Below are 13,304 nucleotides of genomic sequence, written 5' to 3' on the forward strand. Positions count from 1 at the left end.
CTCGCCCTCCATGAGAGCGCGCCGTCCGTCCCGTCTCCAGGGCTGTTGACGCGTCCGATACGCCGGGTCCGCCGATGTTGACGCCCTGTTGACGCGCACTGCCGTGCCGGGCCGAAGCGTGTCGCCCGGAGGGTCTGCCGCAAGTGGACGGACAGGCGTACGCTCACCCTCGGAGTGCCGGGAAGCCTGGTCGGCGATTCTTTCGCCATGGAGGCTTCATGAACGGCCCCGATCCGCCGTGCCGCATCGCTTCCCCTCGCGCGCCCCTGTTCCCGGGCGCCGGCTCTGTCGAGGAGTTCCGATGACCACGTCCGACGGCACCGCCATCTCCATCTCCGCCCTCAGCAAGTCGTACGGCCGCGCCAAAGCGCTCGACGGGCTCGACCTGACCGTGGCCACCGGTGAGGTGCACGGCTTCCTCGGCCCGAACGGCAGCGGCAAGACCACCACCATCCGCGTCCTGCTCGGGCTGCTGCGGGCCGACGCCGGCGCCGTCCGCCTGCTGGGTGGCGACCCGTGGCACGACGCGGTCGCCCTGCACGGCCGGATGGCGTACGTGCCCGGTGACGTCACGCTGTGGCCGGGTATCACCGGCGGCGAGGTCATCGACCTGCTCGGCCGGATGCGGGGAGGGACCGACCGGCGCCGCCGCGACGAGCTGGTGGAGCGGTTCGACCTCGATCCGCGCAAGAAGGCTCGCACCTACTCGAAGGGCAACCGGCAGAAGGTCGCGCTGATCGCCGCCCTGGCCTCGGATGCCGAGCTGCTGCTGCTCGACGAGCCCACCTCCGGCCTCGACCCGCTCATGGAGTCCGTCTTCCAGCAGTGCATCCAAGACGTACGACGGGAGGGGCGCACCGTGCTGCTGTCCAGCCACATCCTGGGCGAGGTCGAGGCGCTGTGCGACCGGGTCAGCATCGTGCGGCTCGGCCGTACGGTCGAGTCCGGCACCCTGCGGGAGCTGCGCCATCTCACCCGTACGTCGATCACGGTGGAGACGACGGACCCGCTGACCGGGATCGACGCGTTGCCCGGCGTGTACGACACCGTGCTGGACGGCCGCATCGCCCGGTTCGACGTGGAGACCGCCGAGCTCGACGCCGTGATCCGCCGGTTGGCTCCGCTCGGCGTCCGCAGCCTGACCAGCACCCCGCCGACGCTGGAGGAGATGTTCCTGCGGCACTACGGCGACGCGGCCGACGATGCCCGGGTCGCGTCATGACCGGCACGATCGGCCTGCTGCGCTTCATGCTGCGCCGGGAACGCCGGAGCCTGCCCTGGTGGCTGCTGGGTGTGACCCTGCTCATGCTGGTCCAGTCCACGCAGAGCCAGAGCCTGTACGACACGGCCGACGACCTGGCCCGGCTGCGCGAGACGATCGGCGGCAACACGGCGGTGGTGGCCCTGAGCGGGCCCACCCGGCTGCTCGAGACGATCGGCGGGGAGGTCGTGTTCGAGATCTTCGGCTTCCTGGCCATCGTCGTCGGACTGATGAACATGTTCCTGGTCGGCCGGCAGACCCGCGCCGACGAGGAGGCCGGGCGGGCCGAGCTGATCCGCTCCGCGCGGGTGGGCCGGCGGGCGCCGCTGGCCGCGGCGATCGCTTCGGCCGCGGTGGCCGACGTCGCCGCCGGGGCGCTGGTCGCCGCCGTGGCCATCGGCACCGGGCTCCCGGCCGGTGGGTCGGTGCTGCTCGGGGCCGCGGTCGCCGCGACCGGGCTGACCTTCGCGGCGCTCACCGCGGTGGCCGCGCAGTTCTTCGAGAGCACCCGGGCGGTGTACGGCAGCGTGGGGTTCGCCCTCGGTGCGGCGTACGCCCTGCGCGCCGCCGGTGACGCCGGCGACGGGACGCTGTCCTGGCTGTCGCCGATCGGGTGGGGACAGCGCACCTACCCGTACGTCGACGACCGGTGGTGGCCGTTGCTGCTGCCGCTGGCCGCGACCGCGCTCCTGGTGGCGACCGCGGTCGTGCTGCTGGAACGTCGTGACTTCGGCGCCGGTCTGGTCGCCGCCCGCCCCGGGCGGCCCGCCGCTTCCCGGGCCCTCGGCAACGCGTACGGGCTGGCCTGGCGCCTGCAACGCAGCGCGCTGATCGGCTGGGTCGCCGGGCTCGCCCTGCTCGGGGCGGCCTACGGTTCGATCGGCAACAGCATCGAGCAGTACGTCGCCGACAACCCGGAGATCGCCGAGTTCCTGCCCGGCGGCGCGGCCGGCATCGTCGACGCGTACCTGTCGCTGACCGTCAGCCTGTCGGCGCTGATCGCCTCCGCCTACGGGGTCACGAGCGTGCTGCGGGTGCGGGCCGAGGAGCTCTCCGGCCGGGCCGAGTCCGTCCTGGCCACCCGGACCAGCCGCCTCACCTGGCTGGCCGGGCACCTCAGCGTCGCCCTGGCCGGCACCGCCGTGGTGCTGCTCGCGATCGGGCTCGGCGAGGGAGCGGCGTACGCGGTGACCGTCTCCGACCCCGGCCAGGTGCCCCGCGTGATCGGTGTGGCGCTGACCTACCTGCCCGCGGTCTGGCTCATCGTCGGCGTGGCCGTGCTCGCGGTCGGCTGGCTGCCCCGGGTGGCGGCCGCGCTGGCCTGGGCGGCGGTGGGCTACTGCGCGGTCGTCCAGCTGTTCGCGGACTCGTTCGGTCTGCCGGGCTGGGCTCAGCGGGCGTCACCGTTCGCCCACACGCCGGCGGTGCCGACCGAAGCGTTCACCGTCACCCCGATCATCGTCCTCGGCCTGGTCGCGATCGTGGGACTCGCGGGCGGTTACTCGGGGCTGCGGCGGCGCGACCTCGGCTACTGAGGGGCCGGAGCCTGGGAATCGCAGTACCAGGAAAAACTCGGCCCTGCCGGGCCGGGCCTGGGCGCGCGACTGTTGTCCGGTACGGCCGTCCGGCCTGATCGGCGGCCGGCGACGGTCACGACAGGAGGACCCATGACGGTCGACGCATCCCCCTCGTCCCCGCCCGGGGCCGGGGGACTCCCGGGCCGGGACCCCGTCGTGGGGTTCATCGGGCTGGGCGACCAGGGACTGCCGATGGCGCTGGCCATCGCCCGGGCCGGCTTCGCCCTGCACGTCTGGGCCCGTCGCCCGGCGTCGCTCGAGCGCCTCAGCAGCGCCTCGGGCAACGGCCCGGATGGCCCTGCGCGAGCCACCGTGCATCCCACCCCGGCCGCGCTGGCCGCCGCCTGCGACATCATCGCGGTCTGCGTCAGCACCGACGACGACCTGCTGAGCCTGCTCGGCGACGGCATCGCCGGGTCCGGCGGCCTGCTCGCCGGCGCACGGCCGGGAACCATCGTCGTCAACCATGGGACGGGCACCCCGGCCGGCAGCCGGCACCTGGCCGAGGTCTGCGCCGCGGCGGGTGTCGGGTACGTCGACGCGCCGGTCAGCGGCGGCCGGCCCGCGGCCGAGGCGCGCTCGCTGACCGTCCTGGCCGGTGGGGCCGATGAGGCGGTCGAGCGTTGCCGGGCGGTTTTCGCCTCGTTCGCCGGCCACATCGTGCCGATGGGGCCGGTCGGCTCCGGGCAGACGGCCAAACTGTTCAACAACGTCCTGCTCAGCCTCAACCAGGCGGCGATCGGCGAGGTGGTGCGGCTGGCCTCGGCCGGCGGCACCGACCCCGACCGTCTGGTCGAGGCGCTGCGGGCGGGCAGCGGCAGCAGCCGGGCGCTGACGTTGCTGGGCGAGATGGTCAACCCGGCCACCGTCCGGCATCTGGCCGCCGTGGAGGACCTGGACGTCGATCTGTTCGCGTCGGCCATGGACGAGGCCGGCCTGGACGCCGGCGCGGTGGTGGCGCGCGCCCACGAGGGCGCCCGCGGACTGCCGGCTCTGGTGGACAGCCTGCCGCTGACCGCCGCCGGCCGCCCGCCGCGGACAACTGAGTCCGCAGGCGGTTTCTCATCGTTGGATCCGAAGCAGAGAGAAGAACGATCATGAGCAAGCTGGCACTGGTCACCGGGGCCACGTCGGGCATCGGCCGGGCGTTCGCGGAACGGCTGGCCGGACAGGGCTATGACCTGATCATCGTCGGACGCCGGGAGGAGCGGCTGAAGGAGTTCGCCGCCGCTCATCCCGAGGTGTCCGTGCGGGGTATCGCCGCCGACCTGTCCACCGACGAGGGGATCGACGCGGTCGCCCAGGTGTGCGCGACCGAGGACATCACCCTGCTGATCAACAACGCCGGTGTCGCGCACTACATGCCGCTGGCCGAGCTGCCGGCGGACAAGGCCCGCGAGCTGGCCCACGTCAAGGTCGTGGCGCCGACGATGCTGACCCGGGCCGTCGTCGGCGGCATGCAGGCCCGCGGCGAGGGCGCGATCATCACCGTGGCCGGCATGATCGCGTTCAGCGGCCCGGCGCCCAGTTCGGTGATGCCCCGGCGCGCCGTCTACGCCGGTGGTCTGGCGTTCGCGGTGGCCATGTCCCAGACGCTGGCCGCCGAGCTGGAGGGCACCGGGGTCCAGGTGCAGGTGCTGTGCCCCGGTGTGGTGGCCACCGAGTTCCACGAGCGCCAAGGCATGGATCTCAGCGCGGTCCGGCGGATGAGCGCCGACGACGTCGTGACGGCCAGCCTGCGCGGGCTGGAGCTCGGCGAGGTCGTGGTGGCGCCGGGCGTCGAAGACGCGAGCCTGTTGAACGCGGTGTTCACCGCGGAGGTGGCCGCGTTCAACGGGCAGAGCCCCGAGCTGGCTTCCCGGTACCGCACCGCCTGACCGGCCGGCCGGTCGGGCGATGCGCCCGGTGCTCAGGCCGGGAAGGTGATGACCAGCTTGCCGGTGGTGTGGCCGCTGTCGACCGCGGCCACGGCGTCGGCGGCCTGGTCGAGGGGGTACGCGCGGGTGATGTGCGGATCGAGCGTTCCCGCCGCCATCAGCGCGGCGACCGTCTCCAGGCCGGTGCGGTCGAGGCGGCGGGCCACGAACTGACCGCCCAGGTCGGCCACCGCCGCGTCGACCGCCGAGATCAGGTGACGCGGGTCCTTGACCAGCCCGGCGACCGAGCGCATCGAGTCGCCGCCGACCAGGTCGACCACGCCGTCCACGCCGTCCGGGGCCCACGAGCGGACCTGGCCGGCCACATCGCCGGCGGTGTAGCTGACGAAGGTGACGCCGAGCGACTCGGCGACCGCCCGCTTGCCGTCGCTGCCCGTGCCGATCACCTTGAAGCCGCGGGACTGCGCGAGCTGGGCGGTGACCAGGCCAGTGCTTCCGCCGACACCGTTGACGAGGACCGTCGCGCCGGCCGGCAGGCCGAGCCCGTCGATGACGTCCAGGGCCGTGGTGCCCGACACGGGAATCGCCGCCGCCCACTCGTACGGAAGCTGCTCGGGTTTGCGGGCCGTGTTGGCCGTCGGCAGAACCGTGGTCTCGGCGTAGGAGCCGCTGCCGCTGAACGCGAAGCCGAACACCGCGTCACCCACCTCGAGATCGGTGACCCCGGGGCCGACCGCGAGCACGTCGCCGGCGGCCTCCATGCCCATCACGTGGGGGAACGGAAGGTGACCGTTCATCGCCGACATCGCTCCCGACCGGAGCACGCTGTCGAGGCGGGCCACCCCGGCCGCCCGCAGCCTGACCAGCACTTCCCCCTCCTGCGGTCGAGGATCGGGCCGATCGAAGTACGTGTGGGTCTCCGGACCGCCGAAGGCGTGGTATCCGAAAGCGCGGCTCATGTGTGTCCTCCTCGTGTGCTGACACCACGACGGTAAAAGCTCACGCTGACGTGAGAGGCAACATGCGGTGGCCCACGTCACGGTCGCAGCGGCAGGGCGGCCTGCGGTTCCCGGTTCCCGGCGGCGGGGGACGATGATCGGGACGAGAGGGGCGAGGCGTGGGTACCAGGGGACTGGAGGGCCGGCTGGCCGAGGCGCGAGCCGACGCGCTGGTGGGCCGGGAGGCAGAGCGCGCTGTTCTGGACCGGATGGTGTCGGGTGCGGCGGGCGCCCCGGTGGTCGCCTACCTTCACGGCCCCGGTGGCATCGGCAAATCCTGGTTGCTGCGCTACGCCGGTCGGCAGGCCGAGCTGGCCGGTCGTCGTGTCGTGCGCCTCGACGGCCGGTACCTCGACGAGGATCCGCGCCGTGTCGAGGAGGCCGCGGCTCTGGTGTGCGTCGAGCCCGGCGTCCTGCTCCTCGACACCTTCGAGCAGTGCCGGCCGCTCGAGGCCTGGCTGCGGGACACCTTTCTGCCCCGGCTCGCTGAGGGAGCGCGCGTCGTGCTGGCCGGGCGGGCCGCCCCGGACGTCGAATGGTCGCTGGATCCCGGCTGGGCGCCCCTGTTCGCCGACCTGACGGTGCGGCCGCTCGACGCGGCCCGGGCGGGCACGTTGCTCGCCGCCCGCGGGGTGCCGGCCGACCGCCGCGACGCCCTGGTGGCCTTCGCCGGCGGGAGCCCGCTCGCGCTCTCGCTCGCCGCCTCGGTGGTTGCCGCGGGGGCGCCGTGGGAGCCGACCGGCGAGGTGCTGACCACCCTGGTCGAGCGGCTGGTGGGTGACCTGCCCGGCCCGGTCCACCGGCGGGCCCTCGAGGTCCTCGCCCAGGCGTACGTCACCCGCGAGTCGCTGCTGCGCGCGGTGCTGGGCGAACAGGACGCCGCCCTGGTGTTCCCGTGGCTGCGCCGGCTGCCCTACGTCGAGGCCGGCCCCGAGGGGCTGTATCCGCACGATGCGGTCCGGTCCACGCTGGCGGCCGACCTGCGCTGGCGCGATCCCGAGCGCTACGAGGACGTGCGCGTCCAGGTCTCGGTCGCCGGCCTGGACGCGGCGCGACGCGCTCCGGAGGACGACGCGCTGATGCGGGTCGCCGAGTGGCAGTTCCTCTTCCGCGACGACTGCGGCCCGGACGACCAGTACGACTGGCGGCCGCACCCGCACGTCGAGGACACCCCCTTGTGGCCCGCCGACGTGCCCGCCGTGCTGGGCCTGGCGCGGGAGTCGGAGGGCCCGGACACGGCGGCCGCGGTCGAGCACTGGGTACGCCGCCGGCCCGGGGACTTCCGGGTCTACCGCTACGCGGACTCCCCGGCGCCGGCCGCGTTCGTGGCGTTCCTGCGGCTCGAGGCGCCACTCGCCGAGGACCGGGCGGCCGACCCGGTCATCGCCGCCCTGTGGGATTTCGTCGAGACGGTCGCTCCTCTGGCGCCGGGCGAGCATCTGAGTGTCCGGCGCTTCGCCGTGCAGCCGGGTCGCGGCGGGCAGCCCTCGCCGTTCCTGGATCTCATCGGCCGGCGGGCGGTCGCCGCCGACCTGACCGCTCGCGGACGCGCGATGAGTTTCGTGGTCGTGGAGAACGCCGAGCGGGTCCGGGCCTACCTCGGCAGCGCCGGGTTGCGGGAGGTCGTGACGGCCGAAGCCGGCCGGCGTGAGCAGCACGTCTTCGGCCGGGACTGGCGGCGGCAGCCGGTGGAGCAGTGGGTGCGGGACCGGGCCCGCACGGGGATCGTGCCCGCGGCCGGGTGGCCCGGCGCCGTCTCGACCGACGCCCTGCCCCGTCCCGCGTTCGAAGCGGCCGTGGTCGAGGCCCTGCGCACGTGGCACGCTCCCCGCGAGTTCGCGACCAATGTGCTGCTGCGCTCGCGTCTGGTGCCCCCGGGTGCGGCCGACCCCATGGCCGAACTGCGCGGCGCCCTCCTGGCCGCGCTCGACGCGCTGCCGGTCGACCCGGCCGGGGTGAAGGCGCACGAGACGCTCACCGCCACGTACGTCACGGCCACGCGCACCCACCAGGCGGCCGCCCGCCGGCTGGGTCTGCCCTACGGCACCTACCGCCGCCGGCTCGCCTCGGCCAGGCAGCTGCTCATCGAGGAACTGCTGCGCCGGATGACCTGATCGGCCCCTCCGCGGCGATGACGGAGCGGATCATGAGCACCGGTGGACATCTCTGAGCACCGCACACGCTGGCGCGCGGGCAGCGGTCCGGCGCAGGGTGGTCGAGCGGACGGGCGCCACGTGTCCGCCGGGTCACACGTCCAACTCTTGCTTCGAATTCGGAGCACGGGTATGGTCGGAAAGAGCTTCGAACTCGAAGCAAATTGAGAAGTGAGGTTTGTGATGAAGGCAGTGCGCTTCCACGAGTTCGGCGGTCCCGAGGTTCTGCGCTACGAGGATGCTGACCAGCCCGTTCCCGGCGCCGGACAGGTGCGGCTGCGGGTGGCCGCGACCAGCTTGAACGGCGTCGACGCGAACATCCGCGGCGGCCGGATGCAGGGACCGATCCCGGTCGGGCTGCCGCACACCCCGGGCTTCGACGTGGCCGGCACGGTCGACGCGCTCGGCGCGGACGTCGACAGCGTCGCGATCGGTGACCAGGTGATCGGCTTCCTGCCCATGGCCGGGCCCGGCGCGGCGGCCGAGTACGTGATCGCCCCCGCCGACGTCCTGACCGCCGCGCCCACGACTGTTCCGCTCGCCGACGCCGCCGCGCTGCCGGCGGTCGGCCTGACCGCCTGGCAGGCGCTGTTCGAGCACGCCGAGCTCACCGCCGGGCAGCGCATCCTGATCAACGGAGCCGGGGGAGCGGTCGGCGGCTACGCCGTCCAGCTGGCCGCGAACGCCGGCGCCCACGTCATCGCCACGGCCGGCCCGGGCAGCGCCCGCCGCGTCCGGGAACTGGGCGCCGACGAGGTCATCGACCACACCACCACCGAGGTCACGACCGCCGTCACCGAGCCGGTCGACGTCGTCCTCAACCTCGCCCCGATCGACCCGGCCCGGCTCGGCGCTCTTGTCGCGCTGATCCGCGACGGCGGCACCCTGGTCAACACCACGGTGTGGATGCCCGCGCCCGCCGACGAGAAGCGCGGCGTCAAGGGCATCGACCTGTACGTCCGCAGCGACACCGGTCAACTGGCTCAGCTGGTCGGCCAGGTCGACGCCGGCCGGCTGCGCATCGACATCGCCGAGCGGGTCAAGCTGGCCGACCTGCCGGCCCTGCACGCCCGGGCGGCCACCGGCGATCTGCCGAGCGGCAAGATCACCGTGACCGTCGCGGCCTGAGACAACCTCCCACCACGTCGAAGAAAGGCCCGCGATGATTCCCGACGACGACCCGGCCCGGTCGCTGACCGTGGCCGACCCCGATGACCCGGCGACGACCTTCGTGTCCCTGGTCGGCAACACGTACGCGATGTTGATCACCGGTGAGCAGACCGACGGCCGCTACTGCCTCATCGACATGCGGGTGCCCGACGGGGGTGGCCCGCCGCCGCACCGGCACGACTTCGAAGAGATGTTCACCATCCTCGAAGGCGAGATCGAGTTCACCTTCCGCGGTGAGAAGCACGTCGTGCCGGCCGGGTCCACGGTCAACATCCCGGCCAACGCCCCGCACTTCTTCCGCAACGTCTCCGGCGCACCGGCCCGCATGCTGTGCATGTGCACCCCCGCCGGCCAGGACGAGTACTTCCAGCGGATCGGCACCACCGTGGCCGGTTGGGACGCGCCGCCGCCCCAGCTGTCCGACGAGGAACGCGCCGACCAGCGCCGCCGCGCCGCCGACCTGGCCGCGACCTATCGCAGCGAATTCCTCTGATCCTCACCGGTCACTGCGGTCGTGGTTCTTCCCGGCCTCCAGGATGGCGCGGTAGCGGTCGAACGTGACGGCGCAGTCCCGGATGCTCCGATCGACCCGCTCGGCCTCGTCGGCCAGGCGGATCTGGTCGGCCGAGTGCCGCCGGCGTTCCAGCAGGACGACGGCGAGCGTGGCGGCCAGGGTGGCCCAGCTGAGCAGTTGCAGGCTGAGCCACACGACCGGCCGGCCCAGGACCACGGGGCCGGTGACCTTCCCGGTCGCGGCCAGCGGGACCAGCAGGTACAGCAGAACACCGGCGACGGTGATCGGGACGAACGTGGCGAGCCGGCGGGCCGAGGGTCGCATGGGCGTCTCCCTGATGATCGGGTTCGCCGGGCCGGGACGTCCGGCGGCGGGTCGTGGCCCCACCCTGCGGCGGCCCCGGCACCGGTCGAGCACGAACCGGGCACGGGGTGGGCACGGGCCGCGGTCGGTGGCGACAATGCAGCAGTGACAGTCAGCGCTCCGGTACGGTTCGGCATCCTCGGCCCGACCCTGGCCCGGTCCGCCGACGGCCGGGTGGTGCCGATCGGAGGCCCCCGGTTGCGGGCGCTGTTCGCCCTGCTGCTGGCCAACGCCGGCCAGGCCGTCACCGTCGAGCGGCTCATCGACGGCGTGTACGGGGAACGGCCTCCGGACGGCGCCGTCAACGCCCTGCGGTCGCAGGTGACCCGGCTCCGCGGGCTGGTCGGTGACGCGGTGGCGCCCGACCCGGTCGGCTACCGCTTCGGCGGCGCCCCGGACGACGTCGACGTGCACCGGTTCGAGCGGCTGGCCCGGGCCGGGCGCGGCGCGCTGGACGCCGGTGACGACAACCGGGCCGCCGCGGTGCTGCGAGAGGCGTTGACCCTGTGGCGCGGGCCCGCGCTGGCCGACGTGGGCGCGGCGTCGTTCGCCGGGCCGCTCGTCGTCCGGCTGGAGGAGCTTCGGGTCACCGCCCTGGAGGACCGCATCGAGGCCGACCTGCGGCGCGGTGACGCCGGAGCGCTCGTGCCCGAGCTGCTCGAGCTGGTGGCCGGGCACGCGCTGCGCGAGCGGCTGCGGGCCCAGCTCGTCACCGCGCTGGCCCGGGCCGGACGTCCGGCCGAGGCGCTGGCCGCGTACGCCGACGCGCGACAGACGCTGGCCGACGAGCTCGGGGCCGACCCCTCACCGGTGCTGACCGCCGCCTATCTGGACGTGCTGCGCCGCCCGGCGCCGAGCGCCGCTGTGCCGAAACCCCGGCCGCCGGCGCCGGTGCCGGCGCCGGTGCCTAGAACCCTGCCGGCCACCGTCGCCGACTTCACCGGCCGCGACGCCGACCTGGCCACGATCCGGGCCGCTCTGGGCGCGGACCGCGACGGAGGCCGGCTCGCCGTACCCATCGTGGCGATCGCCGGCCGGGCCGGCATGGGCAAGACGACGCTCGCCGTGCAGGCCGCCCACGAGCTGGCCGACCGGTTCCCCGACGGTCAGCTCTTCGCCGGCCTGCACGCCGGGGGCCCGCACCCGGTCGACGCGGGCGCGATCCTCGAGCGCTTCCTGCGCCTGCTCGGAGTTCACGGCGGCGACGTCCCGAGCGGCGCCGACGAACGGGCCGGGCTGTTCCGCAGTCTGCTGGCCGACCGGCGGGCCCTGATCGTGCTCGACGACGTCGGCAGTGAGCAGGACGTCCTGCCGCTGCTGCCGGGCAGCACGTCCTGCGGGGTCCTGATCACCAGCCGGCGCCGGCTGGCCGGGCTGGCCGCGGCCACCGTGGAGCTCGGACGGTTCTCCCCCGAGCAGTCGCTGGAACTGCTGGGCCGGGTGGTCGGCGCCGACCGGGTCGGCCAGGAGACCGCCGTCGCCCGCACCCTGGCCGAACAGTGTGGCTATCTGCCCCTGGCGTTGCGCATCGCCGGGGCCCGGCTCGCCCTGCGGCCGCACTGGACGGTCCAGCAGATGGCCGTGCGGCTGGTCGACGAGGAGCGCCGGCTGGACGAGCTCGTGCACGGCGGGATGGCCATCCGGGCCAGCATCAGCCTCAACCACGACGCGCTCAGCGAACCGGCCCGGCGACTGTTCCGCCTGCTGGCCATCCCGGACGCGCACGCCTTCTCCGGCTGGACCGCCGCGGCTCTGCTCGGCACCTCGTCCGACGCGGCTCAGGAGTCGCTCGACGAGCTGGTCGACACGCAACTCGTCCAGCCGATCCTGCCCGGTCACGGCCTGCTCACCCAATACCGTTTCCATGACCTGGTACGCGGTTTCGCCCGCGGGCGCCTGGCCGCCGACGAGCCGCCCGGCATCGCCCGGGCCGCGCTCGTCCGCATGCTCGACGCGGTGCTCGCACTGACCCGGGCCGCCACCGGGCCCGAGATGGCGGCCGAGATGCTGTCCGGCTGGGAGCGGACACCGAGCTGGTCGCCGCCGCCGGTGCTGCTCGACGCCGTGACCGCCGACCCGATGGCCTGGCTGGAACGCGAACGCCCGGGCATCGTGGCCGCGGTGCGCCAGGCCTCGGCGGCCGCGCTGTCCGAGCTCGGCCACGGCCTGGCCCTGGCCGTCCAGCCGTTCCTGAGCCTGCGCGCCTACCACGACGACACCCAGGCCGTGCTGACCGCCGCCCTTGACGCGGCCCGGCGGACCGGCGACCGGCGAGGCGAGGCCGCGATGCTGTTCACCCTGCGCGCCGACGTGGCCGCCGTGCACGACTACGACGGCGCGCTGCGCGACCTCACCCGGGCCGAGACCCTCTTCCGGGAGCTGGACGATCAGCCGGGCGTCGCCGTGGCCGTCCGGGCCCAGGCCTTCGCCGCCTACCTGCACGGCCGGACCACCACGGCGGTGCGGCTGTTCACCCGGTCCCTGGAGACGACCCGGGCACTGCGGCACGACGGCGAGGTCGCGTATATCCAGCAGATCGTGGCCGCGATCCACCTGCTGCACGGTGAGACGGCCACCGCGCAGGCGCTGCTGGCCGAGGCGATCGGTCCGGCCCGGGCCGCCCGCAAGCCGCGGGTGCTGGCCCAGGTGCTGTACCGGACGGGCCAGGCACATCTGCAGGCCGGCGACCGCGCGGCCGCCCTCGACGTCCTGCGGGAGGCTTTCGCGGTCGCCCGGGCGGCCGGCGACACCTCGGGCGAGGCCCACATCCTGGTCGAACAGGCCCGGGCCGAGCTCGTGGACGAGGCCACCGGGACCGCCGGCGCGCTGCTCGACGCCGCCCTGGAACGCGCCGAGACCGCCGGCGCGCTGCTGGACGCCGCCCTGGAACGCGCCGGGACAGCCGGCGACGCGCTCGCCGAGGGGCACGCGCTGACCGCCCGGGCCGAAGTGGCGACCGTCCGGCACGATCACGCGCGGGCCGCGGAGCTCCTGCGCGAGGCGGCCGGGAGGTTCCGGGCCATCGGCAGCCTGGTGTACGAGGCCAAGGCCCTCGTCGCCCTGGCCGAGGCGCAGCACGCCGCCGGGGACGCCCGGGCCGCCGAGACCACCCGGACCAGCGCGGCGCGACTCATCGACCGCACCGAAACCGCCATCGCCGTACGCCTGCGCAGCCGCCTCGACCCCCGATGATCCCGGCAACGCACCCCGGCGAAGGACGACGGCAGGGGAGACAGGGAGGTCGATGATGCGGTCCGCGGTGATCGTCGGCGGTACGGGGTTGATCGGCCGGGCCGTGGCGCGCCGGCTCGTCCCGGCCGGTTGGCAGGTCACGGTCACCGGCCGGGACCCGGCCCGGATGCCCGCCGATCTGGGAGCCGCCGGCGTGCGG

10 protein-coding genes are annotated in these 13,304 nt (G+C 74.3%); 8 read left to right on the forward strand and 2 right to left on the reverse strand.

The genetic code is table 11. The features are described 5' to 3' along the window. The first annotated feature begins 301 nt into the window (after window positions 1–301). The 4 genes from HJC40_RS04390 to HJC40_RS04405 all read left to right on the forward strand — a co-directional run bounded on the left by HJC40_RS04390 (window position 302) and on the right by HJC40_RS04405 (window position 4,715). A complete protein-coding gene (locus HJC40_RS04390; RefSeq protein ID WP_249998355.1) occupies window positions 302–1,222 on the forward strand; it encodes an ABC transporter ATP-binding protein in 921 nt (306 codons plus the stop codon). Continuing rightward, the gene (locus tag HJC40_RS04395) at window positions 1,219–2,796 is read left to right on the forward strand and encodes an ABC transporter permease (protein WP_249998356.1); all 1,578 of its coding nucleotides are present in this window, start codon (window positions 1,219–1,221) and stop codon (window positions 2,794–2,796) included. The genes HJC40_RS04390 and HJC40_RS04395 overlap by 4 nt, the downstream gene beginning before the upstream one ends. Before the next feature lie 132 nt (window positions 2,797–2,928). Beyond that, on the forward strand, window positions 2,929–3,939 hold the full coding sequence (locus HJC40_RS04400) for an NAD(P)-dependent oxidoreductase (RefSeq protein ID WP_249998357.1): 1,011 nt from the start codon (window positions 2,929–2,931) through the stop codon (window positions 3,937–3,939). Beyond that, window positions 3,936–4,715 carry an SDR family oxidoreductase gene (locus HJC40_RS04405; protein ID WP_249998358.1) on the forward strand — a complete coding sequence of 260 codons (780 nt, stop codon included), beginning with the start codon at window positions 3,936–3,938 and terminating at the stop codon, window positions 4,713–4,715. The genes HJC40_RS04400 and HJC40_RS04405 overlap by 4 nt, the downstream gene beginning before the upstream one ends. Before the next feature lie 32 nt (window positions 4,716–4,747). On the opposite strand, the gene HJC40_RS04410 is transcribed toward HJC40_RS04405, so the two are convergent. Beyond that, window positions 4,748–5,674: an NADP-dependent oxidoreductase gene (locus tag HJC40_RS04410; RefSeq protein ID WP_249998359.1), complete on the reverse strand. Its 927-nt coding sequence runs from the start codon at window positions 5,672–5,674 to the stop codon at window positions 4,748–4,750. Window positions 5,675–5,832: 158 nt separating this feature from the next. On the opposite strand from HJC40_RS04410, the gene HJC40_RS04415 reads away from it, so the two are divergent. The 3 genes from HJC40_RS04415 to HJC40_RS04425 all read left to right on the forward strand — a co-directional run bounded on the left by HJC40_RS04415 (window position 5,833) and on the right by HJC40_RS04425 (window position 9,529). Further along, entirely contained in the window at window positions 5,833–7,827 is a 1,995-nt protein-coding gene (locus tag HJC40_RS04415) for an ATP-binding protein (RefSeq protein WP_249998360.1), read from the forward strand. A 222-nt stretch (window positions 7,828–8,049) separates the two neighbouring features. Further along, complete coding sequence (locus HJC40_RS04420) at window positions 8,050–8,994, forward strand: NADP-dependent oxidoreductase (RefSeq protein WP_249998361.1); 945 nt, start codon at window positions 8,050–8,052, stop codon at window positions 8,992–8,994. Window positions 8,995–9,028: 34 nt separating this feature from the next. Then, window positions 9,029–9,529: a cupin domain-containing protein gene (locus HJC40_RS04425; protein ID WP_249998362.1), complete on the forward strand. Its 501-nt coding sequence runs from the start codon at window positions 9,029–9,031 to the stop codon at window positions 9,527–9,529. Between the two features lie 3 nt (window positions 9,530–9,532). Here HJC40_RS04425 and HJC40_RS04430 read toward each other — a convergent pair whose 3' ends face one another. Continuing rightward, window positions 9,533–9,874, reverse strand: coding sequence for a hypothetical protein (locus HJC40_RS04430; protein WP_249998364.1), 342 nt, complete (start codon window positions 9,872–9,874; stop codon window positions 9,533–9,535). A gap of 144 nt (window positions 9,875–10,018) precedes the next feature. On the opposite strand from HJC40_RS04430, the gene HJC40_RS45080 reads away from it, so the two are divergent. After that, window positions 10,019–13,105: a BTAD domain-containing putative transcriptional regulator gene (locus HJC40_RS45080; RefSeq protein WP_308200838.1), complete on the forward strand. Its 3,087-nt coding sequence runs from the start codon at window positions 10,019–10,021 to the stop codon at window positions 13,103–13,105. Window positions 13,106–13,304 lie beyond the last annotated feature (199 nt).

Source organism: Actinoplanes sp. M2I2, from assembly GCF_023544445.1.
Lineage (GTDB): Bacteria > Actinomycetota > Actinomycetes > Mycobacteriales > Micromonosporaceae > Actinoplanes.

What these genes read in the sequence shown, in the direction of transcription:
- HJC40_RS04420 (WP_249998361.1), top strand. Translation starts at nt 8,050, where the DNA reads ATGAAGGCAGTGCGCTTCCACGAGTTCGGCGGTCCCGAGGTTCTGCGC.
- HJC40_RS04395 (WP_249998356.1), top strand. Translation starts at nt 1,219, where the DNA reads ATGACCGGCACGATCGGCCTGCTGCGCTTCATGCTGCGCCGGGAACGC.
- HJC40_RS04430 (WP_249998364.1), bottom strand. Translation starts at nt 9,874, where the DNA reads ATGCGACCCTCGGCCCGCCGGCTCGCCACGTTCGTCCCGATCACCGTC.
- HJC40_RS04410 (WP_249998359.1), bottom strand. Translation starts at nt 5,674, where the DNA reads ATGAGCCGCGCTTTCGGATACCACGCCTTCGGCGGTCCGGAGACCCAC.
- HJC40_RS04425 (WP_249998362.1), top strand. Translation starts at nt 9,029, where the DNA reads ATGATTCCCGACGACGACCCGGCCCGGTCGCTGACCGTGGCCGACCCC.
- HJC40_RS04405 (WP_249998358.1), top strand. Translation starts at nt 3,936, where the DNA reads ATGAGCAAGCTGGCACTGGTCACCGGGGCCACGTCGGGCATCGGCCGG.
- HJC40_RS04400 (WP_249998357.1), top strand. Translation starts at nt 2,929, where the DNA reads ATGACGGTCGACGCATCCCCCTCGTCCCCGCCCGGGGCCGGGGGACTC.
- HJC40_RS04390 (WP_249998355.1), top strand. Translation starts at nt 302, where the DNA reads ATGACCACGTCCGACGGCACCGCCATCTCCATCTCCGCCCTCAGCAAG.